The following is a 23,575-nucleotide window of genomic DNA, read 5'->3' on the forward strand; positions in this document are numbered from 1 at the left end:
GGTTGTGGGGTGATGGTGATCTCGTGCGGTCCCATCATGGATCGTTCTTCAATCCCCGCATGAGTCTGCTCCTGGGGTTCTCGGAGACCAATCAGCTCCGGCTGAGTGCGGGGTTCTCGTCGAAGTCTCCTCCGATGAGCGCGGTCTTCCCTCCGCCCGATGTGGTACGTTGGCGGAACCCGGGCAATGGTGCCCTGGTCTATCTCCGGCCCGACCGCTGGGTCCCCGGACTTCAGGGGTATCGCGAGGGACAGATCGAGATGTCGTTCGATCAGAAGCTGTTCGGGTCGGCCGGGGTCACACTCACCGGCTATTTCCGGGAACGCGACCACGAACCGGACGACAGATCCTTCCCACCTTCGTGACGACCCTGACCGGGGGAAAGACGGTCGCCTACTACGTTGATACGTACAATCTGTACATGAATGACGGGTGGACGAAGAGCAAAGGGATCGAGTTCAGTCTGCGCACGGGCACCATCCGGCCCCTCAATATGGAGTTCCGCATCGTCGGCTCCTACAGCAATTCCGTGTTCGGTCATACGACGTGGTCGTATGGCGAGAGTCCCGATGCCAGCCAGGGCCAGTTCCCGAACCACACTGTTGCAGGAACCGACACGATGATCGGTTGGTGGTATCCTTCCCTGGTCGAATGGCGGGACCGGCTGCTTGTCAATTACTACCTCCGCTATACGGTTGCACCGCTGGGGCTGTGGGTCACGGTACGTGCCGAACAGACCATCTGGGAACGTTACCAGTTCTCGAGTAAGGTTCCTGTCGATCGGTCGATGCTCACCCCGGCGGACCTGGTGCAGCGCGACTTCGATGAGGCGGTGCAATCGCGGTACCTCAAATGGCTGCTCAGTGTGAACATCAGCAAGTCGCTCTTCAAGGGGGCAGAGGTGTCGTTCTACATCAACAACGTTCTCGACGATCCCGCGATCACGCGGTATATGCGGACCGCGACGGAGAGCGATGAGCAGACCCGGAACCCGCCATTGTTCTACGGGCTGGAGTTCAGTATGGTGATCGATGATCTGTTCAGGAAGGGAGACTGATCCATGCGGCCGATGCTCTTGATGCTCGTCGCGCTGATCGGTATGGCCGGATGTGTGCAGGATCCGCCGGTGACCGTTGACGGGAATGCGACGATCGTGGTGAAGGCCGTCTGGAATTCCAGCGGCAACGATTCGCTCCCGGTGTATGTGCCGCTTGCCGGGGCAAAGGTGACGCTGATCTCCGAGTACGGGACGATGGTCCGGGCCACCGACCTCTCCGGCACGGTCACCCTCGATCACCTTCCCGCGTCGACGTACACCGTGTCTGTTCGTCGTGCCCATCCGCTTGATCCAGGCATCCAGCTGGTCGGGTCGGCGATAGGTCTCGTGGTGCGGTCGGGGCAGGTGTCCGCCGATACGGTCATGGCGAAACCCATTTCCAGCACGGGCATTGCGATCAACGAGATCTATGCCGCCGGGCCCATCAACAATATGTTCTTCTTCTACGACCAGTTCATTGAGCTCTATAATGCCAGCGACAGCGTGCGGTATCTGGACGGGATGCTGGTTGCGCGCGTGTCCGGCAATAGTGACGCTGGTGAGAGCGGGCCCGGTGCGGATGAGGGGGGTGACGGCGACATCGATGGCGTGACGTACATCTTCCGCTTTCCGGGGGCGCCGGGGGGAACCGAGCACCCGATCCGTCCCGGCCAGTTCGTCGTTCTCGCGGTCGACGCGGTCGATCACAAATCCTTCTTCCCGAACAGCTTCGATCTGTCGGGCGCCGATTGGGAGTTCTATAACCAGTATTCGCCCGAGGATGTGGACAACCCGCATGTAGCGAATCTCATGAACATGCGCTCAGACCGGACCGTGGATTTCCTGATCAATCTCTCCTCTGATGTCATCGTGATCGCATCGGGACGGGATACGCTCTGGACGGATGGGATCGATATCGGCACGGTGGTGGATGCCGTTGAGTATCAATCGAGCGCACCCCCTGCGCTCAAGAAGACGCTGGACGCGCGGCTTGACCGGGGCGTTGCACTGAGCCCCCCGAAGTACAGCGGCCAGTCGATGCAGCGTGTGGAACCGGGGAGTGATTCGAACGATGCACTGCTGGACTTTGTGATCATTCCGGTCGCAACGCCGGGACGTCAATGACGGAAAGGAATGCTATGGAGTACGCTGTTGAATGCAGGAACCTGACGCATTATTACGGGAAGCGCCTGGTCTTCGAGAACATGAACTTCAACGTCCGCCGCGGGAGCATCTTCGGACTTCTCGGCAAGAACGGGACGGGGAAGACCACGACGATCAACATCCTGAACGGATTCCTCACGCCTGCCGGCGGGCAGTGCGTGGTGTTCGGCGAGGATTCGCGCGCACTCACCCCTGCAACGAAGGCACGCATGGGCTTCCTGATCGAAGGGCATGTGCAGTATTCGTTCATGACCATCACACAGATCGAGAAGTTCTATTCCGCGTTCTTCCCACGGTGGAACAAGACGCCGTACTACGAGCTGATGGCAAAGCTGGAGGTGACGGAGTACCAGAAGCTCTCCACGATGTCGTGCGGACAGCGGTCGCAGGTCGCGCTCGGCCTCATCCTGGCGCAGGACCCCGATCTGATGGTGCTGGACGACTATTCGATGGGGCTGGATGCGGGGTACCGGCGCCTGTTCATCGACTATCTCCAGGAATATGCACGGGCGGAGGGGAAGACCATCTTCATCACGTCGCATATCATTCAGGACCTCGAGGGGTTGATCGACGACTGTGTGATCATCGACTACCGCAGCGTTCTGGTCACCATGCCGATCAAGCAGTTCCAGGCCGAGTTCAAGCGGTTCACGTTCACCTCCGCGGTCGCCGACCTGAAGCTCCCGAAGGATGATGTGGTGAAGAACACGGAGTGCATCAAGAACCATGCGACGGTCTATTCGTTCAAACCCCGGGCGGACGTGGAAGCGTATCTCACCGGCAAGGGTGTGGGGTTTGAAGGGCTGAAGGAAGTGCCGATGTCGCTGGAAGATGCGTTCATCGGGATCACGGGAAAATACTGAAGCAGTGCACAGTGACGCGTGAAGAGAGTAACTATCCGGGAATGAGATCAGGTCCCGCGTGGCGGCGATCCGAACAGAGAAAGAAACGAAGCATGTTCAGAGCGATAGCGTTCAAACAGTGGCTGAAGATCCGGTGGACCTTCCTGGCGATGGTCCTGGTGTGCACGGGGATCACCGTAAATGTGGCTCTTGATGTGAGCCACCTGATGACCCTCGAGAAGCCGACCGCGGTCTGGTCCTACATCATTCTGATGCAGTATCCCTTCTACAGCAGCCTCCGGTATGTGCCCCTGCTGGTCGGCATGGCGGTGGCTGTGGCGCAGTTCGTTCCCGAGGTGCTGCAGGCCCGGCTGAAGCTGGCCCTGCACCTCCCACTGCGTGAGAATCAGGTCCTCCTCTGGATGGTCGCCTATGGTGCGGGGATGGTCACGGCGCTCCTTGCCGCGACACTCCTCGCGGTGGTTGGCGTCGCCGCCCGGTCCTTCCCCTCGGAAGTGGTGCTCTCGATGGTCCGGACGATGGCCCCCTGGTTCGTGGCCGGGATCATCAGTTATTTCATGGCGGCGACGATCGTCGTTGAGCCGCGATGGATCCGGCGCGCATTTCTGATCTTCCTTGCCTATGGGTTCCTGGATGCTCTGGTGCTCCCTGGTGCGATCGAAGCATATCGTCCCTCCCTTCTCTGGTTCATCCTTCTTGGCACCCTGACGACGACCGGCATCCTGCTGTCGGGACACCGGTTCCGGAAGGGGGTGCGATGAAGACGATCCGTTTCGCCCGTCTGGCTCTGGTCGTCCTCCTCATTCTGGTCTTCGCCTGGACGATCCCGCATTACTACTGGAAAGCATTCGATGTCAGCATTCGCGCACCCCGCGTATCGTACAGTCCGGTGACGGACCAGTTCTTCCTGCTGAAACCCGAGAACAAGGCTGTCCGGTACATGGACCTGACAGGGAAGGAATACACGCGCGAAGAGTACGAACGTCTCTTGCCGCTTGCGAACTACCGCCAGCTTGCGGCGACGGGTCAGATGCCGGACTCGTTGCGGGGCGTGAAGCTGGACCTCAAAGAGATCGCGCTGAACAACCTGTTCGTGCGCATCATGCCTGCGGACATCGGGATGCCGCAGATCCCGCTCTTCCCGATGATCGAGTCGAAGTCCGGCCGTGTGAAGCTCGAGATGCCCGATGCATTCTTCCGTATCACGGACCGGATGGAGTTCATCGATGCGGCGACCAACACGGTCAACGAGGATCAGACACGTCTCTTTACCGATACGTTGGCCGGGCGTGGCTTCCGGTTCCCGGCGAAGCAGATCGCCGGGAATCCCACGACGCGCAAAGCGTTCGACGAAGGATACTTTGTTGTGGATGCCGCGGATAGGGTGTTCCACATCAAGATGGTGCGCGGGAAGCCTTTTTGCCGGTTGACCGGGATACCTGCCACACCCCGGATCCTCCAGATGTTCATCGCCGAGACCAGTCTCAGGGAGTATTACGGATTCGTCATCGCCGAAGACAACTCCGTGAGCCTGATCTCTTATGACGCCTATCGCCTGATCCGTTTGCCGCTTGAACGGTATGACCACCGGACGTGTGCCTTGTTCTTCGGCGGGGATCTGTTCTTCCGGACGCTCACGGTGCAGGGTGACGGCTGGCTGGAGACGATCGTGACCGACCGGGCATATGCCGTCAAGGCACGGTACAGCGAATCGTGGCCGACCCGCGTGGAGGCGACCGCGGGCCACGTTGCCTCGGCGCTGTTCCCGTTCGCGATCCACCTGGAAGATGCTGACTCGCCGTTCGTCAATCTGTATGCATCGGCCGGGAGCGTGCACGCCCTGTGGGTGCTCCTGGTGTCGGTGATCGTGTTGCTGGTGAGCATCCGGCTGCGTCGCCGGAAGATCCGTGGCCACGTGGCGGATATCGTTCTCGTTGCCGTGTCGGGCATCTTTGGCCTGCTGGCTGTGCACATGATCCCTCCGCCGGAAGAATAGGTCATGATGCGGCGAGCCCTCCTGATAGGATGTGTGATGTTCGTAACGGGCGTTCACGCGCAGGATCTGCGTCTGGAATCGCTCGGATCGATGCGGTATGCGCTCGACGACCCGCGCACGTCCCTGTCGCTGTACCGGTTCGGGCAGAATCCCGCCTGGATGCTCCGGGATGAGACCGTCAACTGGTTGACATTCACGCCGCAGGTCGGGAACCGATGGGGCGCCTACCACCGGATCTTCGATCCGGGACATGTCAGTACCTACGGCGCCGGGTTTGAAGGAGTGAAATCGCTGGGATCGCGCGGGACGTTCCGTGGTTTCGCCGCGTACGGGATCGAAGAACGGAGCAGCGTGTACCGGTCGCTCAAGCGAACGCCGTACGGTGGCGAAGCCTACTATCTTGCGGACACCACCACCGGCTCATTCACATACAAGGGGCCGTCGGTCGCGTTCACGTATTCCTATGAGTTGTTTCCGGACCTGATCATCGGTGCAGAGCTGGGGTATGCATTGCAGGACGGGCTCAAGGACCTGCCCACGAACGCCAAGAGCCTGTTCCGGAGCATCCATGGTTCTGCGGGGGTCGCGTACGATGCGGGTGACGGCCTTGCTCTTGGTGTTACGATCCGACCATTCGACGATCAGGAGCGGATCAACTGTGACAGGGAAGACCTGCTCGAGGTTGAGGTGTTCCGTTACCGTGGCGAAAGTGTCGCACGGCTTCGCAGGGACGCCGCGATCGATCAGACGGTGCGTCGCACCGGTGAGGAGTACAGTGTCCAGGCGTCATGGATACCGATGGAGGGCCTGCACGTTGGTGCGTATGGCGTGGCGGGGCTATCGCGGACCCGTGACCTGGTGGAGATCTCGGACGAGATCGAGTTCGAGGATGGCTTTGCGCAACGAACATGGTATGAGGCTGCTGCCCGGGCTCGCCTGCTGGTTGCGCCGAAGATGACCATCGGGTGCGGAGTGTCGCACCGCTTCCAGCGGGAATGGTCGAAGTATCCGTCGATGGATCTTCTCGTGTGGGATGCTGAAGGAGCGGAAACCGCTCTTGGACTTGGCGCATCGCTCGGGCTGGACGATGGAGGGACACTCGTCGCCGTCGAGGGCGAGTACACATTCGTACACACCGATTCCTCCAAGTACATCGACAACCGGTACGCCATTGTCCGCACCGGAGAATTCCGGGTGCAGGCCGGTGTGGAGGTGCCGATCAGCGGGATCGGCACGCTCCGCGCCAGTTATTCCTTCGGCGGCATGGGAGTGGATGTCCGCTCGGGCGGACGCGAGGTGTCCGGACAGAGCGTCAGTGCGGGCATCGCCGTGCCGCTCGGCAGTATCGCGCACGTCGAATGGGTGACCCGCTATACGCACCGCAGCACTGGTGCCGCCACGGTCCGGGATGACCTGTCGGCGATGCTGCTGTTCAGGCTTGTAGAACTGTAACCTAACACCAACACAAGGAGGCAAGCATCATGAACAAGCTCTACTCGGCTGTGAGTTTTCTGGTGGTGCTCGTTGTCGGCGTCATCTCGTCTGCCGCCGCCGATGGATGGCGTACCGGGTTGTCTGCAACGTATCCCGGCATCAGCTTCAATGATGTCCACTATGTGAACGCGACCACCGCTTGGGCCGTAGGATCGAAGGGTGTGGTGCTGAAAACCACGGATGGCGGTGCCACCTGGGTGAGCAGTGCCAACGACACGCTCGGCAACCTTGCTTCCGTGTATTTCCGCACGGCGACCGAAGGATACATCGGGAGTTCCTCCCGTAAACTCTACAAGACCACGGATGGCGGCGCGACATGGTCCCGGCTCGTGCTGAACGCAACGCTGCCGGACACCGGCGCGGTGATCCGTGCGGTCTATTTCTCTGATGCCAGTAAGGGATGGGTGCTCAGCACACTCTCATCCACCAACGGCCGCATCCTCCGGACCACGGACGGCGGGGCGACGTGGGTTCAGGATCTCGTGGTGGCGGCCAGCAACATGATCGATATGGCCTTCTCGGGCGCGGACCGTGGTGTTGCGGTTGGCAAGAGCACGGGGACGCTCTACTACACGAAGAATGGTTCGACGTGGACAGCGGCGCCGGCCCCGACGCTGAGCGGCGCGACGTACACGCGGTCCGATATCCGTGGTGTCACTATGGTGGATTCCCTGCTCGGGTACGCGGTCGGCTGGGGTTCGCTGGTGGGTGCGCAGCCAAGCATCCAATTGAAGACCACCAACGGAGGCGAGAGCTGGTCGCACCTGGTACAGGAAACTGCGAACAGACTCTATGACAATGCCTATGGCGTGTGGTTCAAGGATGCGGCGAACGGCCTGTGTGTCGGGGGTGCGTCGCGGGGGAGCATTGCGGCGCGGACCGCAGACAGTGGCCGGACGTGGGTCCCGATCGATATTCCGTGCGGTGCAACATTGAACAGCCTCGCGGGCAGCGGCAATACCGTTACGGCGACCGGTGCGAGCGGTGTGATCATGCAGACGACCGACTTCGGCACCAGCTGGGAACTGAGATCAGGGATCCCGGGAACGACGATCTATGATCTGCAATTCCCGACGGCATCCACGGCATTCGGTGCCGGGTTCGACGGGCTCTTCGTGAAGACCACGAATACCGGTGGGTCCTGGAAAGCATCGTTCGCGTATGCGAGCAAGATGTCGCCGAATTTCAATGACATCTATTTCGTCAATGGCACCATGGGATTCGTCACAGGATCCTACCGCATGGTCTTCAAGACCACGAACGCGGGATCGAGCTGGACGATGGTCCTTCCGGACACGACGGCCGCAACAGTGTCGAACTACGGCATCCACTTCGTGAATGACAACCTCGGATTCGTTGTCGGACAGCTCAGCTCCACGAACGGGGTCGTGTACAAGACCACCGATGGCGGTGCGACGTGGTCAACGAAACCGGCAGTGGTCGCGAAGGCCCTGCGCGGCGTGGCGTTCGGCAGCAGCACCGTGGGTGCCGTGGTCGGCGCCGGCCGTGTTGCGTCCTTCACCACCGACGGTGGATCCACCTGGTCGGCTGCGACGTTCAATAATGTCCCGGCGGCACGTTCTGTCTCCACCCTTCGTAAAGTGGCATTCCTGAACGCCACGACCGCGATCGCGGTCGGCGATACGATCATCCTGAAGTCCACCGATGGCGGTGCGAACTGGAATTACGTCTCCAGTCCCGCGGCCATCGCCCTGAACGGACTGGCATTCTCCAGTGCAACGACCGGCTATGCTGTCGGTAAGGGCCAGGTCCTGAAGACCACCGATGGGGGCGACACCTGGGCGCAGATCGCTGATGCAGCACTCCACACCGACACGCAGAATGCCGTTGCGGTCGATGGCAATGGCGACCCGTGGGTCAGCGGCACGAGCGCGACGTTGACGACTCTTGCGGCGCCGACGGCGGTGGGTGACGAGAATGCGATCCCGGGCCGCTTCGCTCTGGACCAGAATTATCCGAATCCGTTCAATCCGTCCACGTCGGTGCGCTTCACGTTGCCCCATGCCGCAAAGGTCGATCTGGTGATCTTCACTATGCTCGGCCAACGCGTTGCAGCCCCGGTCAGCGGGACGATGTTCGAAGCGGGGAGCCATACCGTGCGGTTCGATGCGCGTGGCCTTGCCACAGGCATCTATCTCTACCGGTTGACCGCCGGGAACTCTACCGAAACCCGCAAGATGGCCCTCGTCAGGTAAGTGTGTGCGTGTATTCTCCGGTGGAGGGGCACGGCGGCATTGCCGCCGTGCCCTCCGGCCGGGCAATTCCGGCGCATCCTGCGCCAACCGTTCTCCTGGAGTACTCTTCATGATGAAGCACAGTATCACACTGGCAGCAGTGTGTCTTGTTGTATCCGTTGCCATCGCCGCACCCGCATCGTATGATGAGGGAAAGGTCTATCGGCACCAGCTGGACAATGGCCTGGTCATTCTCACGATGGAGCGGCACGTTGCCCCCCTCATCTACCATCAGCTCACCTACCGCGTGGGTTCGCGGAATGAACGCCTCGGCATCACCGGGATATCGCACGTCGTGGAACATATGATGTTCAAGGGGACGCCGGCATACGGCAAGGGCAAAGCTTCCCGTGCGATCACCGACAATGCCGGCGTGTTCAACGCGTTCACGGCGAACGACATGACCAGCTACTATGAGTACCTGCCTGCCAACCGGATCGGCCTGGCCATGGAGATCGAGTCAGACCGGATGCAGAATGCCATCTTCGATTCCACGGAATTCGCTTCCGAACTCGAAGTGATCAAGCAGGAACGCCGGATGCGCACGGAGAGCTCTGCACAGGGTGTGATGGCGGAGGCGATGAACAGCGTGGCATACCAGAGCCACCCGAACCGCGACCCGATCATCGGGTGGCCGGCGGACCTGAGCAGGATGACGCGTGCGGAAGCGTTCACGTACTATCGCACCTTCTATACGCCGAACAATGCGTTCCTGGTCCTTGTGGGCGATTTTGCCACGGATGAGATCGTCGCGATGGCGAAGAAGTACTACGGCAGGATCCCGCGGGGGCCGGCGGTCCCGGCAACGTGGGGCGTCGATCAGCCCCAACGTGTGCGAAAGACCTTCACGCTGCAGCACAGCGATGTGTCCTCGCCGTCACTCCGCATGGCGTTCCACGTTCCGACGTACGCCGATACCGATGCGGCACCGCTCCGGCTGGCCGGCATGATCCTCTGTGAGCGAAGCCGCGATGCGCGGCTCCACAAACGCCTCATCGAGCAGGCGAAGATCGCCACAGGGGCGGCCGGCGGTATGGGCATGACGAAAGATCCCGGTCTGTTTTCGATCAGCGTCAGTGTGCTGCCGGACAGCAATGTGGATCGTGCCGAAGCGATGGTGTGGGAGGAGATCGAGAAGATGCAGCGGGAGCCGGTGAACGGCCATGAACTCCAGAAGGTGAAGAACCGCTACCGTTTCACACAGGTCACGGAGTACGTGAAGAACCCGGATATCGGCACCCGCCTGAGCAGGTACGAAGCGTTCTTCGGATGGGATCTGTATGATGTGTTCGACGCAAGGATCAAAGGTGTGGCGCCGTCGCAGATCCAGGATGTGATGACCAAGTACTTCCAGCGGAACCAGGTCACCGTCGGTTTCCTGCAACCCAAACCCGGCGCGAAGAAGCCTGTCAGAAAAGCGGCACAGGAAGGGGAGGAGGGGGCTGATGGCACCGTTCCCGATCCCGGCTGGCAGGAGGTCTGGAACTACCTCAACCCTCCCCCGGCAGTCCGGCTGGCAACTCCCCTCCCGGTAGCGGATGACTTCGTGAGGCCCAGGCCGATCGCCCCCCAGGTGCACCGGATGCAACTGGACAACGGGATCCCGGTGTACGTCATCGAGAATCATCTCACCCCGGCGGTATTCATCGGCGGGTTGATCGAGACGGGGAACATGCCGGAAGCCAACCCGGGCGGCAAACCCGGCATCGGCACGCTGCTCACGGATGCCATGAACCGGGGCACGACATCGCGCACGTATGAGGAACTCACCGGCCGGATGGCGTTCCTGCCGTTCAGTTTCACGGTCGCGGGAACATCGCGCAGCTTTTCCTTTCAGGGATATGCCCTGAATGAGAATGCCGCCGAGATGATGGAGACCGGTTTCGATGTGGTGACGCAACCCGGATTGAGGGCTGGCGATATCGAATATCTGCGGCATCGTCATATGATCTCCGCCCGCGACAGGTTCAAAAAGACCGGTATGGCCGCATTCTACCATATGTTCAACGCCCTGTTCGCCGGCCATCCATATGCGGAAACCAACAGCACCGAAGCCTCCCTCCGCAGCATCACGCGGGAGGACCTTGCGGACCTCCACGCGAAGTACTTCCGGCCCGACCGGACGACCCTGGTGGTGATGGGCGACATGCCGGCCGCGGCACTGCGTGACCTGGCGAACAAGAATTTCGGCGCCTGGCAGGCCCATGGGTCCCCACCTCCCGTGCACCTGGTCCCCCCGGTGGCAGAATTGACAGGCAACGAGATCACTGCTTTTCCGGAGAAGGACTACACCGAGTGCACCATCAATATCGGGTTCGCACCTGTCAATACCGTGCTGCCGGACGAGCGCGAGGGCATTGCCATGCTGAATTCGATCCTCGCTTCCAGCGCGCTGACCTCGCGTATCGGCGTGGAACTGCGGGACAAGCAGGGACTGATCTACGGCCTGAAGAGCGAGGTCTGGTGTCCGTCCGGAACGATCGGCTACTGGAAGATGAATACCAAGACCGGCCCCAAGAACGTTGAACGCGTCATCACCGGCATCTTTGCGGAGATCAGGAAGCTGTTCGCCGGCGGATTGAAACCGGAAGAGATCGAAGCGGCACGGAACCGGCAGCTGGGACTGTTGCCGATGATCGTTGAAACGCCGGATGACGTCGCAACACAGGTCTTCACGATGCTCAGGGAGAAGCAGCCGTTGGATATGTTCGACCGGAAGGCAGACCGGCTGAACGCGGTGACGGGTGAGGACCTGATGCGCATCGCACGGAAGTATCTGACCCTGAACAGGTTCCGGATCGTCGTGGATGGACCCATCGATCAGACAACATTGGATGCGATCAAAGCGAAGTTGTGACCCGGGCGGTTCGAGCGGGGGGATGCCCGCCCAACGATGCACATGAAAGGACAAAGGACGCATGGCAACAAAGTGGAAGTACCGTAATCCCATCAGGACCGGGTTTCAGATCCTCATCCTGGCCCTCATCGGCTATGTCGCCGTCCGCCCGCTCTTTGGCGGCGGGTACGTGGCGGATTTTGAGGCGTACTGCCCGTTCGGCGGGCTCTCGTCCCTGGCGAGTTATCTGAACATTGGTTCGATGTCGTGTACGATGAATGAAGTGCAGATCGCCGTGGGCCTCGGCCTGCTGCTCGGGGTGGTCCTGATAGGGAAGTTGTTCTGCAGCTATCTGTGTCCCATCGGTTCGGTCACCGAATGGCTTGGCCTGCTGGGCGAGAAGCTGAAGATCCGGCGGGAGATCCCGGCGAAGGTGGACCGTCCGCTGCGCGCCCTCAAGTACGTGCTCCTGTTCCTCACCATCTACTTCACCATGACCTCGAGCGAGCTCTTCTGCAAGGAGTTCGAACCGTATTTTGCTGTGGCGAACCTGTTCAAGAACACAGACATCAATCTGCTCTATGCGATCCTGGCGACCGTCATCACCATTAGCGGGACGGTTGTCTACCGCCTGTTCTGGTGCAAGTATCTCTGTCCGCTGGGCGCGCTGAGCAACATCTTTCTGAATGTCGTCCCCGTCGCGGCTCTGATCGCCGTGTTCGTCGTGGCGAACCTGCTGGGTGCCGGTATCGGGTACGTCTGGCTGCTGGCCGGGATCGTCCTTGTTGGCGCCCTCACCGAAGTGGTCAAGCTCCGCAGCTACATTCTTCCGTTGCCGAAGATCGAACGGGTTGCAGAGGTATGCACGGACTGCGGACTCTGCGATGACAAGTGTCCACAGGGCATTGAGATCTCATCGTATACTGCCGTCCGCCATTCAGACTGCAACCTGTGTATGGATTGTGTCTACGCGTGTCCGATGAAGAACGCGTTGACGATCTCACGGCGGCAGCGTTCCTGGATGAAGTATCTCGCGCCCGCGTCGGTGGTGCTGCTCGTTGGCCTGAGCCTGGGTGCCTCATCGTATTTCGAACTCACGACCGTCACGGAGCGGTGGGGGGGGATCGATTCCCTCGCAACGGTCAGGACGTTCGAGATGTCGGGTCTCAAGAACGTGAAGTGCTACGGCAGTGCGATGTCCGTGAAGCAGAAACTCGCGACCGTGCATGGCATCTATGGACTTGACGCGTATGCCAGCTCGCATTCCGTCCGTGTGTACTACAACCCGGAAGAGATCAGCGAAGCCGGGGTGCGGGCATCGTTGTTCACGCCGACGCGGCAGAAGGTGCGGGAGCTCAAGGGAGCCATCCCCGATTCCCTCGCGGTGATGGAGATCGGGATCAATAAGCTGTTCGATCTGATCGATTTCAACAATCTGGTCTACGCGCTACGCGACAAACCGGGTGTCTATGGTTTTGAAACGCGGTATGGCGAACCCGTGATGACGACGATCTTCTACGATCCCTCCAAACTGGACCGCCAGGGCATCCGTGGGCTCATCGAGGCGGACGAGATCACGGTGAAGAAGCCGACCGGCGAGGAGAAGTTGTCGCTTCCGTTCATCTGCGAGGACGAAGGGACGGAGGCGGGTTTCATCGGGATCCCTGACTACCGCAAGCGGATCTTCCGCCCGTACGATCGTGAGTTCAACGATTATGAGACCTACACGCCAGCCCGGTTGAAGGTATGGGTCTTCCCGATGCCCGAGGCTGATGCGGCGCCGTTGCGCCGCTATCTCGGTTCGCTGTCAAGCCATCTGTCGGCCGACAGTGGCATCGTGCGGCTGTCCACGCGCTATCTGGATGTTCCTTCCGGTCTCGTGTACTTCGATCCGGGGAAGACGAGTGGAGAGAAGATCGCGGCGGCACTGACGAAGCCGGAGTTGACCGTCTTCCGTAATGAGACTGAGACGGAGTCCTTCGCGAACCCGTTCCATCTTACGACGGAAGGGAAGGTTGTCGAGGCCGAACAGCTGGAGGAACAGGAGTAGGGGAGCGGCAAGGGAGAGGGACGACGGAGAACGGGGGAGGGTGGTATGCCACCTTCCCCCGTTTTTCATTTTTCTTTCAACACCCCCGGACGTGTGTCTGCGGGCCCGGCAATTCCGGCCCGACCTCGGTCATCGTGTTCGCGCTGTCCACGAAGACCACGGTGGGGCGGAAGGTGGCAACCTGTGATTCGGGGACGTCAGCGAAGGCGGCGATGATCACGAGGTCGCCGGGGCCAGCAAGATGTGCGGCGGCGCCGTTGACGCAGATCGACCGTTCGCCTTCCTCGCCGAGGATGGCATAGGTCTCAAACCGTGTCCCACGGGTGACGTTCCAGACGTGCACTGCCTCGTATTCGGCGATGCCGGAGATACGGAGGAGGTCAGGAGGGATGGTGATGCTTCCCTCGTAGTGGAGGTTCGCTTCGGTGACCGTGGCGCGGTGGATCTTGGCCCGGAGCATTCTGCGGTACGTTTCGTTCATCAGCCTCTCAACACGCTCCGTTCTGGCGGAGTTCCCGGCGGCGCCGGGGCCCTCCTCCGTCGGCGACAGAGCCCCTGATCAGTTCGCCATGGCCCGCAGGGTGAAGCGGGGGACGACGACATAGAATAATTCCCCGTTGGGGCGGCGCATCAGGTAGGTCCCTTCCATCGTTCCTTCGAACGTGTCCAGGACGCAATAACTGTTGTACTCGTGTGCCTTGCCCGGATGGATCACCGGCTGCTGGCCCACCACTCCTTCGCCTTCCACTTCGCGCAGGGCCTCGACCGCATTCCGGATGAACCAGTGGCGCCGGAGAAGCTGCACGGGCTGGGTGCTGTTGTTCTCGATCCGGATGAAATAGGCGAAGACGAATTTCTTGCCGATGACATCCGACTGTCCGTCGAGATAGATCGGACGGACCGAGATGGTGATGCGCTCGGTGGTTGCTTCATACGGCTGCATGGAAAACAGGTGTTCCATCGGGTTGCCCGTGTGATGTCAGATGCGGATGTCGATCATCGGCGGGATCGCGCTGGTGATCGCCCGCGCGAACCTGTCGTACATGGTGGTTCTCCGGTGCTGCCTGCTCTGCAGCTGCCGCACTTCCGTTCCCTTCCCGCGCTCCTGGCGGTCGTCGATGATCGTGACCGTGAAGACCTTCATCATCTGACGGCCGGAAGAAGAATACCCTCCAGCAAACGACGGTCCTGGTGTGGAGACCGGGAGCATAGTCACCTGAATGTGTAACAGCCTGGAATGGCGGGGAGTTCACAACGTGTCACCAGAAAGATACAACTCCGAAGGACGAAACACAACAGAAAGCAATCGAAATTGAAGGCGTGTGCGCTGTGTCACGTTTTGTGATGGGTGAAGGCTCGTGCATTTTCGCACGGTGACGTCGGTCAGGGTGCGACGGCGACCTCCACCGGGACGGGGGAGAGTGTTGCCGCAAGGTGCTGTGGGAGGATCTCGACAAGGAACCCTCGTTTACCACCATTGATGAACAGGCGGGGCAGAGCAAGGATGGTGCTCTCGGCGTACACCTGCAGTCGCGTACGTGTCCCGAACGGACTCACACCACCGACCATGTACCCCGTCAGCCTCGTCACCGTGGCCGGATCGCATGGTTCCACACGCTTCGCACCGATCGCCCGGGCAAGCTGCTTGGTCGATACCTCCCGGTCGCCGTGCATGAGCACCACGAGGGGCTTCCGTTCTTCGGTCTGCATGACCAGGGTCTTGATCACACAGTGCTCGTCCACCCCCAACGACGCTGATGCATGGGCGGTGCCCCCATGCTCTTCGAATGGATACAGGTGTGGCGTGTGCGGGATCTTCAGATCGCGCAGCATGCGTATCGCTGTCGTGACAGGAACGTCGGTGCCAGCCATGGTCAGCGCATGATAGGTGATGATTCCGGAGAAAGGACGCCGGTACGGAGGACCTCCTGGATCCGGTAGAGCCCGAGTTTCCGTGCCCGGAGGAAGCCCGACCAGGCAAGCCCGGCGAAGATGCCGTCCCGCAGTTTGTCGAAGATCCACTCGTCCGCGAAATCCGGATCCTCCTGACGGATGCCTGCCCCGATCTCCTGGAGCCATCGCCGGTTGAACTTCTCCTGCGATCCGAGTGCGGGGGTCATGATGATCGGCAAACCGAGTGCGGCGTAGAAGGAGAGTTCGCTCGGCTTCGTCCAGAGGATGTCCGTTTCCTTGAGGGTCTCCGAAAACCGGGTGAAGTATTCGTCGAGGGTGTCCGCGAAGATCACCTGAAGTCCGGGTGCGCCGGGCGCATGGGCATCCTTCACGGCATAGAAGTAATCGCGTACTTCCGGCCGCGTCCCTGCCAGAAGGTTCAACCGGAGTCCGCCTGCCTTGATGCGGTTCCGGAGGCTTGCAACGATGCGTGCGCCGATCTCTTTCTGTGCCCCCGCGCCGCCCACGGCGAACGTGATCGTCAGAATGTGATGGGGGTCTGCCTTGCAGTTCTCCGGCCCGAGGTAGTGCTCGAGGTTCCGGTCATGCATCGGCCAGAAGCGCGACGCAGGGTCGAGCGCCCGCAGCCTCCGCCCCAGTATGCTCCGGAGTGCGGTCATGTCGCGTCCGCCGACCAATTCGTCGGGGAGGGGGAACCCGGTGAGGAGGATGCGATCTTCCGGGACGCCATACGCGCGGAGGCGGCGTGCGGCCTTGCCGCAGGGCGCAAAGTAGACGATGCGGCTCTTCCACGGCTGCGCGGCGACCCACACCCGGTTCAGATCCGCATCGCAGATGATACAGAATATCCGGTGGTCCGTTCTGGAATCCACGGCGATGGCGGGAGCAAAGAAGGATGTGACCACCGGGAGCTTTCGTGCTCCGATCCTTTCCAGCATCCCCTGGCAGAGCCCCTTGTCCACCAGCGACGTGAGCAGTTGCACCTGGAAGGTCCGGTGCGACAGATTGCGCATCGGGTATAAGGAAGGGATCCGCAGCAGGCTGTCGAGAAGGCTGAAGATCGGTTTACCGATCACCGGTATGCCGTGCGCGCGCGAGAGGCCTTCGTAGGCCATGAGCATGCGCGACCACAGCCGTCGTTCGGTTCGCGACGCGGCATCATTGCGGCCGACCGTCATGATGCCTCCCTCCGCGATGCCACGGAGCGGATAGACCGCGCGCTGGTGGCCATAGCCCATATCGGCGGCCACTACCCATGCGCGGCCGGGCGTATCCTCCTGGTTTGGAGTCCCTTCGCTCATTTCTTCTCGTAGGCCTGGTTGCGGATCATTCGTGTCATATCGTAGGGCGCCGGCTCTCCACCGAGGTACGTGTGGAACCAGTCGAGGTGTGCATTATAATAGAAGGGCATCGACTTCACCGCACCCGGCCAGTGCCCATCGTTCTTGAACACGATGAGGCGCGACGGAACACGGCGTCGTTGCAGGTCGGTGAAGAATTCCAGGCTCTGGGTGTACGACACCCGGTAATCGCGCTCACCGGTGATGACGAGGCAGGGGGTTGCGAAGTCCTTGACAAAATTGTTCGGCGACCACCGCTGATACAGCGGTGACTCCCAGGGGAGCCCTCCGAGGTCGTACTCGGGGAACCAGAGTTCCTCGGTGGTGCCGTGCATGGCCTTCAGGTTGTAGACCCCCATCATCGACGCGAGTGCCTTGAAGCGCGTGGTGTGCCCTTCGAGCCACATCATCATGTAGCCACCATAGGACCAGCCCATGGCGCCCATCCTGTCCGCATCCACGTACGACAGTCGCGCGAGCGAGTCACTCACCGCCATCACGTCCTCATACACCTTGCCGCCCCAGTCCTTCGAGATCGCCGCGGTGAAATCCTGTCCGTAGCCCGTGGAGCCGTGCGGGTTCGGGAATGCGACGACATACCCGGACCCGGGATAGACCTGCCAGTCGCCACGGAACGCATCGGCCCACTGACTCTGCGGCCCGCCATGGACATTCAGGATGAGCGGGTACTTCTTCGTGGGATCGAAATTGTGGGGCTTCACCACGAACGTGTGGATCTTCCTTCCGGTCGGCGAGGGGATCCAGAGTTCCTCGGCCGGGCGGATGTCCACTTCTTCCTCGATCGCCTTGTTGAATGTGGTCAGTCTCTTCGGATTCTTGCCGTCTGTGCCGCAGGCCCAGAGCTCGGGCGGTGCACCGATCGCGCGGCGGACGAATGCGATCCGGTCGCCCGTGGGAGCAATGGCATAGCTATCGATGGTCTTCACATCGATCACCTGCTTGTACGCGCCCGACGCCACGTCCAGCCGGTACAAGGGTACATGCCCCTGCACCTCGGCGGTGAAGAACAGGCTCTTGCTGTCGGGTGCCCACTGTACATCGACGACCCAGTTGTCGAAGTCGTCGGCCTTCCGGGTGATCGCTCCCGTGGCGCGATCGATCACCGCGATCGCAAAACGGTCAGCTTCATATCCTGGAACACTCTGGGTGCGGAACGCGATGCTCTTGCCATCCGGGGAATAGGATGGGTCGCCGTCATATGCCCGGTTCGCTGCGGTGATGTTCTTCAGAGGGCCGCCGCCGGTGGGAACCACCCACAGGTCCTTGTTGGTCGTTTCGGCTTCGAACTTCTCATGGTTCGCTACGAAGCACACTTCCTTGCCGTCGGGGGAGTAGGTGAATCCGGTGCCGCCCAACGCGAACGTCGGCGCGTCATGCGTGCCGGGCGTGAGATCGGTGTAGGTCTTTGCTTCCACATGGAACGCAAGGAGATGCGAGGTCTTCCCTTCTTTCCAGGAGGTCCAGTGACGATAGAGAAGGCCGTCCGCCATATATGCCTGCAGCGGTCCGGTTTCCGCGGACTTCGCCGTGGCCTTGTTACAGCTATCGCTCGCTCCGCAATCCGGGTACACATCGCTCGCGAACAGGATCTGTGTGCCATCCGGGGACCAGATCGGATCGCCGACGCCGGCCGAGAACTCCGTGAGCTGACGCGGTTCGCCGCCGCCGACAGGGAGAGCCCACGCCTGCGCGCCGTTCTTCCTGGTGGAGACGAAGAGCAATGTCGTTCCATCCGGTGACCATCGGGGATGGTTATCCGATGCGGGATCGTTGGTCATCCGGCGCAACCCCGAGCCATCGGTCCGGATAAGGTAGATCTCGCTGTTCGTGGTCCCCTTCGCAAGGTCGCTCTCCCGTACCACGAAAGCGATCTGGCTGCCGTTCGGCGAGAATTGTGGGTCTTCGATCCCTTTGAGGCGGTAGAGGTCCGCGATGGCAAATGGCTTCCTTTGCCCGGGGGCCGGGGCAACGAGAATGATGATCGCGATACAGGCTGCTGCGAAGCGGCGCATACGATATCCTTCACACAATGGCACAGAAGAGAGTCTATGGTTCTTCGTACGGGTGAAAACTTACGCAACCGGGGCTACAATAGCAATCGCTTGAAAGTCATACAATTCCTCTCGATATTTCCCCATGGAACCACTCATGAACGCTCTTCCCGCCCCCCGCGCAGTCGTGGACTGCGCCTCTTTCCGCCACAACCTCGAAGCGGTCCGTTCGTACATCGGCCCGCGCGTACGTATCATGGCGGTCATCAAGGCCAATGGTTATGGCCATGGGATGCTCCATCTCGCTCGCGAAGCGGGAGCGTGGGGGATCACCGATTTCGGCGTGGCCCGTGTCCATGAGGGGTTGGAGCTCCGGTCGGCCGGCTATGGCCAGCGCATTCTCGTGTTCGAATCTCCCGCCAGGGATGCGCTTCGCGATGCGATCGCACAGGATCTGACGTTGACCGTGACGGAGCCCGCGATCCTCGATGTGATCGAGGAGGAGGTGCGGCGCATGGGGAAGCGAGCCGTTGTGCAGGTCAAGGTCGACACCGGTATGGGGCGATTGGGCCTCCCCGCTGAATATGCAATGGAGCTGGTCCTCCGTGCGGCGCGCTCGCACCACGTGACGCTCTCGGGAGTGTACAGTCATTTCGCGACGAGCGAGGACGCCGACCAGGCATTCGCTCTACAGCAGCTCGAGCGATTCTCGTCGTTTCTGGAGGGTGTGCGGCGTGCGGGCATCGAGGTTCCCGAGCGGCACATGGCGAACAGCGGTGCGATCATGACCCTGCCGGGATCCTATTTTGACATGGTGCGACCGGGGATCATGCTGTACGGATATCCGCCCGGGCACCGTATGCCGGAGCGTTATCCCGTGCAGCCCGCGCTCTCATTGGTTTCACGCGTGGCATTTTTGAAAGATGTGCCTTCCGGGACATCGATCTCCTACGGGAGGCGGTATTTTACAGGAGGGCCGGCCCGGATCGCCACGGTACCGATGGGGTACGGGGACGGATATTCGCGGCTTTTAACGGGCAAGGCAGAGGTGATCATACGGGGTGGGCGGTATCCTGTGATCGGGACGATCTGTATGGACCAACTTATGGTCAATGTGAGCGGGAATGCGCAGATCGCCGTCGGCGATGACGTGATCTTTCTGGGGGTGAGTGGAGGGGAGCGCATCACGGCCTGGGACGTGGCTTCGCATACCGGGACGATCCCGTACGAGACCACCTGTGCGTTGACGCCCCGGGTGCCTCGACTATACCAAAGTTGCGTGTAAGCAGGGCATGTTGTACATTACCTCAACGCCGGCTTCGTGCCGGGAGTCGTGATCTTTTCATCAGCAGGAGACAAGACGTATGCGGAGAATCGTGGCGGTGTGTGTGATCGCAGGGATGATGCTGTCTGCAGTGGTGCCGCTTGCGGCCCAGCAGCAGGGAGCTCCGAAACAAGCGAAGAAGCCTGCCGTGCAGCAGGTCGCAGACTCGTATGTGTGCCCGATGCACCCCGAAGAGACCTCGGCGAAGGCCGGGAAGTGCTCGAAGTGCGGCATGGCTCTCGAAAAGAAGGCTGTGAAGCCGGCACAGGTGAAGAAGGACAAGATGAAAAAGGACAAATGCGGCGGGTGTGAAGAGAACTGCGGGGGCAACTAGTTCCAATCCCCACGACCGTACAAGGTACGACCATGACGATCCTCGTAGTGGATGATGAGCCTGAATACCGGCTCGTGCTCAAGAACGTTCTTGTGAGCGAAGGGTACACTGTGCTCGTCGCCGAGAATGGCGAGGACGGGTTCACGAAGTTGTCACAGAACCCGGTCGATCTGGTCATCTCCGATATTTATATGCCGGTCCTGGACGGCATCCGGTTCCACCGCAAGGTGCGGTCGACGCCGGAGTTCACCAATGTCCCGTTCCTGTTCGTGTCTGCATTCGACGATCAGCACACGCTGGATGCCGTCCAGAATCCGCGCACCGAAGGATTCCTTCGCAAGGCGCGACCCGTGAGTGAACTGAAGGAATGGATCCAGTATCTCACGACGCCGGAAGAGAAGCGCTCCAAGATGCCTCCGGGTGGGGCGCGCTCCCGCCTCAATGATCAGCTCCGTCGCTCTCGCTGAGCGGTCTCCGTTCTCACCAGGATCTCCACCACCACTAACTGACCGTAACAGTCTATGCCTGACACTATTCGTACGCCCGCGACACTTGTGACCGGAGCGAACGGCGAGATGGGGCACGGCCTTATCGAACGCCTGTCCGCTGCCGGTGGCCACCACATCATTGCCATGGATGTCCGCCCCATTGATGACGACCTGAAAGCCCACTGCGGCACCACGCTGGTGGGCGATATCCTGGATTCGCGTCTGCTCGAGCGCCTGGCCAGCGAATATCAGATCCGCACGATCTTCCATCTCGCCGCGCTGCTCTCGACGCGCGCCGAATTCACACCCGAAGCGGCGCACCGCGTGAACGTTGAAGGCACCATGTTCCTGCTCAAGCTCGCCATCGAACAATCGCGCTGGCAGGGTGCGCCGGTGCAGTTCCTTTTTCCCAGTTCGATCGCCGTCTACGGCCTCCCATCGGTGGCGCAGAAGCGTGCGGCAGGGCGGGTGCGGGAGAATGAATGGACGACGCCTGTGACGATGTACGGATGCAATAAATTGTATTGCGAGCACCTCGGCCGGTATTACTCGCACCACTACCGTCAGCTTGCGGCGGATGCCGAAAAGGCCGGCGTGGATTTCCGCTCCATCCGATTCCCGGGTTTGATCAGCGCCGAGACGGTTCCGAGCGGGGGGACGAGCGACTATGCCCCCGAGATGCTCCACGCCGCAGCCCAGGGAAAGCCGTACGCCTGTTTCGTGCGCGAGGATGTCCGGATCCCGTTCATGGCAATGCCGGATGCCATCACCGCCATGCTGCGGCTCCAGCAGGCCCCGGTATCGTCGCTCACACAGTCCGTGTATAACATCACCAGTTTCAGCCCCTCCGCCGGCGAGATCCGCGATATCGTCCTGTCGGCGTTCCCCGGCGCGTCGATCGCGTTCCTGCCCGATGACAAGCGGCAGGCGATCGTCGATTCCTGGCCGGAGGATGTCAATGATGAGGCCGCACGCCGCGATTGGGGGTTGTCACCGGCCTACGACCAGAAGCGGGCGTTCGAAGAATATTTGATCCCGACCATCCGGCGCCGGTACAGCAAGTGATGGCCGCACGCCACCGTCATCGATCGCGTATCGCCCTCGCCTGCTGCATCAGTGCGCTGCTGTGCGGGTGGGCCATGCCTGCCGCTGCCGGGTCACCACCGGCGGATTCCCTCGCGCGTTTGCTTCTCCGCGCGGGGTTGACCGGGAACAATGCCTACACGCTCCTCGCGGAACTGACCACCACGTGCGGGCCGCGGTTGAGCGGATCGCCGGGTGCGGCGAAGGCGGTAGCATTGACCGCTGCGATGATGCGCAGGTATGGGTTCGTGAACGTGCGTGCCGAGTCGGTGATGGTGCCGCACTGGGTGCGTGGTTCGACCGAGGAAGCGTTCCTCATCGAGGCTGATGGCCATCGGCGTACGCTCGCCGTCGCAGCTCTCGGCGGGAGCATCGGAACGCCCCGCACCGGCATCAGCGCCGCTCTCCTTGAAGTGCGTTCGTTCAACGAGTTGCGTGCCGCAGGGTCCCGTGCAGCAGGGAAGATCGTCTTCTTCAATCGCCCCATGGATCCCGCCCTCCTGAATACCTTCGCCGGGTATGGTGGTGCGGTGGATCAACGGGCCGCGGGCGCCATCGAAGCGGCGCGCGCCGGAGCGGTCGGCGTGATCGTCCGATCGGTGACGCTTGCCCACGACAATGTGCCGCACACGGGATCGATGTCGTACGCCGATGGCGTCGCGAAGATCCCTGCCGTTGCCATCGGGGTCCGGGATGCGGACCTTCTGAGCGCTGCGGCCGCACGCGACCCGGAGGTGCGGGTGAAGCTCCGCCTGTCGTGTGAGACCCTTCCTGATGCCCCTTCTGCGAACGTGATGGGGGAACTGCGCGGAACGGAACACCCCGAGGACGTGATCGTCATCGGCGGACACCTGGATTGCTGGGATAAAGGCGTCGGTGCCCACGATGATGGTTCCGGATGCGTGCAGGCGATCGAAGCGCTGCGGCTTCTCAAGGAACTCGGGATCATGCCGAAGCGGACGATCCGCGCCGTCATGTTCATGAATGAAGAGAACGGCTCACGCGGCGGCCCGGCGTATGCCGCACACCCGCATCGTGCTTCGGAACACCATGTTGCCGCCATTGAAGCGGACCGTGGCGGATTCACGCCGCGGGGATTCACGGTCCAGGCAGACAGCGCAACCGTGGAACGCGTGAAGCGGTGGGCCCCGGTCCTGGACCTTGTCGGTGCGGGACAGATCTCCGCCGGCCACGCCGGCGTGGATGTCTCGCCGATCGTGAACGCAGGTGCGGTTGGCTTCGGGCTTGTGGTGGACCATCACCGCTATTTCGATCTCCATCATTCGGCGAACGATACGCTTCAGGCCGTGCACCCGCGTGAACTCGAACTCGGAGCGATCGCCGGAGCACTGCTGGTGTATCTGCTATCGGAAGAGGGATTGTAAA

At 61.1% G+C, this 23,575-nt stretch carries 21 protein-coding genes; 15 read left to right on the plus strand and 6 right to left on the minus strand.

Going from position 1 to position 23,575, the window contains the following annotated elements; all coding sequences use genetic code 11:
• Positions 1-23: 23 nt before the first annotated feature.
• From IPI01_18545 to IPI01_18590, 10 genes are all read left to right on the plus strand, one after another.
• Entirely contained in the window at positions 24-365 is a 342-nt protein-coding gene (locus IPI01_18545; GenBank protein ID MBK7259757.1) for a hypothetical protein, read from the plus strand.
• Positions 362-1,057 (plus strand): hypothetical protein, encoded by a 696-nt coding sequence (locus IPI01_18550; protein MBK7259758.1) that lies wholly within the window; start codon positions 362-364, stop codon positions 1,055-1,057. The genes IPI01_18545 and IPI01_18550 overlap by 4 nt, the downstream gene beginning before the upstream one ends.
• A 3-nt stretch (positions 1,058-1,060) precedes the next feature.
• Complete coding sequence (locus IPI01_18555) at positions 1,061-2,161, plus strand: DUF4876 domain-containing protein (GenBank protein ID MBK7259759.1); 1,101 nt, start codon at positions 1,061-1,063, stop codon at positions 2,159-2,161.
• Positions 2,162-2,175: 14 nt separating this feature from the next.
• Positions 2,176-3,063: an ABC transporter ATP-binding protein gene (locus IPI01_18560; protein MBK7259760.1), complete on the plus strand. Its 888-nt coding sequence runs from the start codon at positions 2,176-2,178 to the stop codon at positions 3,061-3,063.
• A 92-nt stretch (positions 3,064-3,155) separates the two neighbouring features.
• Positions 3,156-3,824: a hypothetical protein gene (locus IPI01_18565; protein ID MBK7259761.1), complete on the plus strand. Its 669-nt coding sequence runs from the start codon at positions 3,156-3,158 to the stop codon at positions 3,822-3,824.
• Positions 3,821-5,059: a DUF4857 domain-containing protein gene (locus IPI01_18570; GenBank protein ID MBK7259762.1), complete on the plus strand. Its 1,239-nt coding sequence runs from the start codon at positions 3,821-3,823 to the stop codon at positions 5,057-5,059. Before IPI01_18565 ends, IPI01_18570 begins: the two co-directional genes overlap by 4 nt.
• Before the next feature lie 3 nt (positions 5,060-5,062).
• Positions 5,063-6,511, plus strand: a complete 1,449-nt coding sequence (locus IPI01_18575) for a hypothetical protein (protein ID MBK7259763.1) — start codon at positions 5,063-5,065, stop codon at positions 6,509-6,511.
• 29 nt (positions 6,512-6,540) lie between these two features.
• On the plus strand, positions 6,541-8,769 hold the full coding sequence (locus IPI01_18580) for a T9SS type A sorting domain-containing protein (protein ID MBK7259764.1): 2,229 nt from the start codon (positions 6,541-6,543) through the stop codon (positions 8,767-8,769).
• A gap of 109 nt (positions 8,770-8,878) precedes the next feature.
• Complete coding sequence (locus IPI01_18585; GenBank protein MBK7259765.1) at positions 8,879-11,665, plus strand: insulinase family protein; 2,787 nt, start codon at positions 8,879-8,881, stop codon at positions 11,663-11,665.
• A gap of 61 nt (positions 11,666-11,726) precedes the next feature.
• Positions 11,727-13,694 carry a 4Fe-4S binding protein gene (locus tag IPI01_18590; protein ID MBK7259766.1) on the plus strand — a complete coding sequence of 656 codons (1,968 nt, stop codon included), beginning with the start codon at positions 11,727-11,729 and terminating at the stop codon, positions 13,692-13,694.
• 76 nt (positions 13,695-13,770) lie between these two features.
• Here the strand turns inward: IPI01_18590 and IPI01_18595 are convergent, their stop codons facing one another.
• From IPI01_18595 to IPI01_18620, 6 genes are all read right to left on the minus strand, one after another.
• Positions 13,771-14,175 carry an aspartate 1-decarboxylase gene (locus tag IPI01_18595; protein MBK7259767.1) on the minus strand — a complete coding sequence of 135 codons (405 nt, stop codon included), beginning with the start codon at positions 14,173-14,175 and terminating at the stop codon, positions 13,771-13,773.
• Between the two features lie 78 nt (positions 14,176-14,253).
• Entirely contained in the window at positions 14,254-14,637 is a 384-nt protein-coding gene (gene apaG, locus IPI01_18600) for a Co2+/Mg2+ efflux protein ApaG (GenBank protein ID MBK7259768.1), read from the minus strand.
• Between the two features lie 36 nt (positions 14,638-14,673).
• A complete protein-coding gene (locus IPI01_18605; protein ID MBK7259769.1) occupies positions 14,674-14,904 on the minus strand; it encodes a hypothetical protein in 231 nt (76 codons plus the stop codon).
• A 173-nt stretch (positions 14,905-15,077) separates the two neighbouring features.
• Positions 15,078-15,566: a Cys-tRNA(Pro) deacylase gene (gene ybaK / locus IPI01_18610; GenBank protein ID MBK7259770.1), complete on the minus strand. Its 489-nt coding sequence runs from the start codon at positions 15,564-15,566 to the stop codon at positions 15,078-15,080.
• Positions 15,567-15,568: 2 nt separating this feature from the next.
• Entirely contained in the window at positions 15,569-16,909 is a 1,341-nt protein-coding gene (locus IPI01_18615; GenBank protein MBK7259771.1) for a hypothetical protein, read from the minus strand.
• On the minus strand, positions 16,906-18,981 hold the full coding sequence (locus IPI01_18620; GenBank protein ID MBK7259772.1) for a S9 family peptidase: 2,076 nt from the start codon (positions 18,979-18,981) through the stop codon (positions 16,906-16,908). Before IPI01_18620 ends, IPI01_18615 begins: the two co-directional genes overlap by 4 nt.
• 136 nt (positions 18,982-19,117) lie before the next feature.
• Here IPI01_18620 and alr point away from each other — a divergent pair, with 136 nt between their 5' ends.
• From alr to IPI01_18645, 5 genes are all read left to right on the plus strand, one after another.
• Positions 19,118-20,245 carry an alanine racemase gene (gene alr, locus IPI01_18625; GenBank protein MBK7259773.1) on the plus strand — a complete coding sequence of 376 codons (1,128 nt, stop codon included), beginning with the start codon at positions 19,118-19,120 and terminating at the stop codon, positions 20,243-20,245.
• Between the two features lie 79 nt (positions 20,246-20,324).
• Positions 20,325-20,618 (plus strand): hypothetical protein, encoded by a 294-nt coding sequence (locus IPI01_18630; GenBank protein MBK7259774.1) that lies wholly within the window; start codon positions 20,325-20,327, stop codon positions 20,616-20,618.
• Between the two features lie 32 nt (positions 20,619-20,650).
• Positions 20,651-21,085 carry a response regulator gene (locus IPI01_18635; protein MBK7259775.1) on the plus strand — a complete coding sequence of 145 codons (435 nt, stop codon included), beginning with the start codon at positions 20,651-20,653 and terminating at the stop codon, positions 21,083-21,085.
• A gap of 54 nt (positions 21,086-21,139) precedes the next feature.
• The gene (locus IPI01_18640; protein MBK7259776.1) at positions 21,140-22,171 is read left to right on the plus strand and encodes an NAD-dependent epimerase/dehydratase family protein; all 1,032 of its coding nucleotides are present in this window, start codon (positions 21,140-21,142) and stop codon (positions 22,169-22,171) included.
• Positions 22,171-23,574 (plus strand): M20/M25/M40 family metallo-hydrolase, encoded by a 1,404-nt coding sequence (locus IPI01_18645; protein ID MBK7259777.1) that lies wholly within the window; start codon positions 22,171-22,173, stop codon positions 23,572-23,574. Before IPI01_18640 ends, IPI01_18645 begins: the two co-directional genes overlap by 1 nt.
• The last annotated feature ends 1 nt before the right edge of the window (position 23,575 follow it).

Source organism: Ignavibacteriota bacterium, from assembly GCA_016707525.1.
Classification (GTDB): domain Bacteria; phylum Bacteroidota; class Ignavibacteria; order UBA10030; family UBA6906; genus JAGDMK01.

Bases quoted from the DNA above. Each gene is read 5' to 3' on its own strand.
- IPI01_18555 (MBK7259759.1), top strand. From the start codon at position 1,061: ATGCGGCCGATGCTCTTGATGCTCGTCGCGCTGATCGGTATGGCCGGA.
- IPI01_18560 (MBK7259760.1), top strand. From the start codon at position 2,176: ATGGAGTACGCTGTTGAATGCAGGAACCTGACGCATTATTACGGGAAG.
- IPI01_18565 (MBK7259761.1), top strand. From the start codon at position 3,156: ATGTTCAGAGCGATAGCGTTCAAACAGTGGCTGAAGATCCGGTGGACC.
- IPI01_18570 (MBK7259762.1), top strand. From the start codon at position 3,821: ATGAAGACGATCCGTTTCGCCCGTCTGGCTCTGGTCGTCCTCCTCATT.
- IPI01_18575 (MBK7259763.1), top strand. From the start codon at position 5,063: ATGATGCGGCGAGCCCTCCTGATAGGATGTGTGATGTTCGTAACGGGC.
- IPI01_18580 (MBK7259764.1), top strand. From the start codon at position 6,541: ATGAACAAGCTCTACTCGGCTGTGAGTTTTCTGGTGGTGCTCGTTGTC.
- IPI01_18585 (MBK7259765.1), top strand. From the start codon at position 8,879: ATGATGAAGCACAGTATCACACTGGCAGCAGTGTGTCTTGTTGTATCC.
- IPI01_18590 (MBK7259766.1), top strand. From the start codon at position 11,727: ATGGCAACAAAGTGGAAGTACCGTAATCCCATCAGGACCGGGTTTCAG.
- IPI01_18595 (MBK7259767.1), bottom strand. From the start codon at position 14,175: ATGAACGAAACGTACCGCAGAATGCTCCGGGCCAAGATCCACCGCGCC.
- apaG (MBK7259768.1), bottom strand. From the start codon at position 14,637: ATGCAGCCGTATGAAGCAACCACCGAGCGCATCACCATCTCGGTCCGT.
- IPI01_18605 (MBK7259769.1), bottom strand. From the start codon at position 14,904: ATGCTCCCGGTCTCCACACCAGGACCGTCGTTTGCTGGAGGGTATTCT.
- ybaK (MBK7259770.1), bottom strand. From the start codon at position 15,566: ATGGCTGGCACCGACGTTCCTGTCACGACAGCGATACGCATGCTGCGC.
- IPI01_18615 (MBK7259771.1), bottom strand. From the start codon at position 16,909: ATGAGCGAAGGGACTCCAAACCAGGAGGATACGCCCGGCCGCGCATGG.
- IPI01_18620 (MBK7259772.1), bottom strand. From the start codon at position 18,981: ATGCGCCGCTTCGCAGCAGCCTGTATCGCGATCATCATTCTCGTTGCC.
- alr (MBK7259773.1), top strand. From the start codon at position 19,118: ATGAACGCTCTTCCCGCCCCCCGCGCAGTCGTGGACTGCGCCTCTTTC.
- IPI01_18630 (MBK7259774.1), top strand. From the start codon at position 20,325: ATGCGGAGAATCGTGGCGGTGTGTGTGATCGCAGGGATGATGCTGTCT.
- IPI01_18635 (MBK7259775.1), top strand. From the start codon at position 20,651: ATGACGATCCTCGTAGTGGATGATGAGCCTGAATACCGGCTCGTGCTC.
- IPI01_18640 (MBK7259776.1), top strand. From the start codon at position 21,140: ATGCCTGACACTATTCGTACGCCCGCGACACTTGTGACCGGAGCGAAC.
- IPI01_18645 (MBK7259777.1), top strand. From the start codon at position 22,171: ATGGCCGCACGCCACCGTCATCGATCGCGTATCGCCCTCGCCTGCTGC.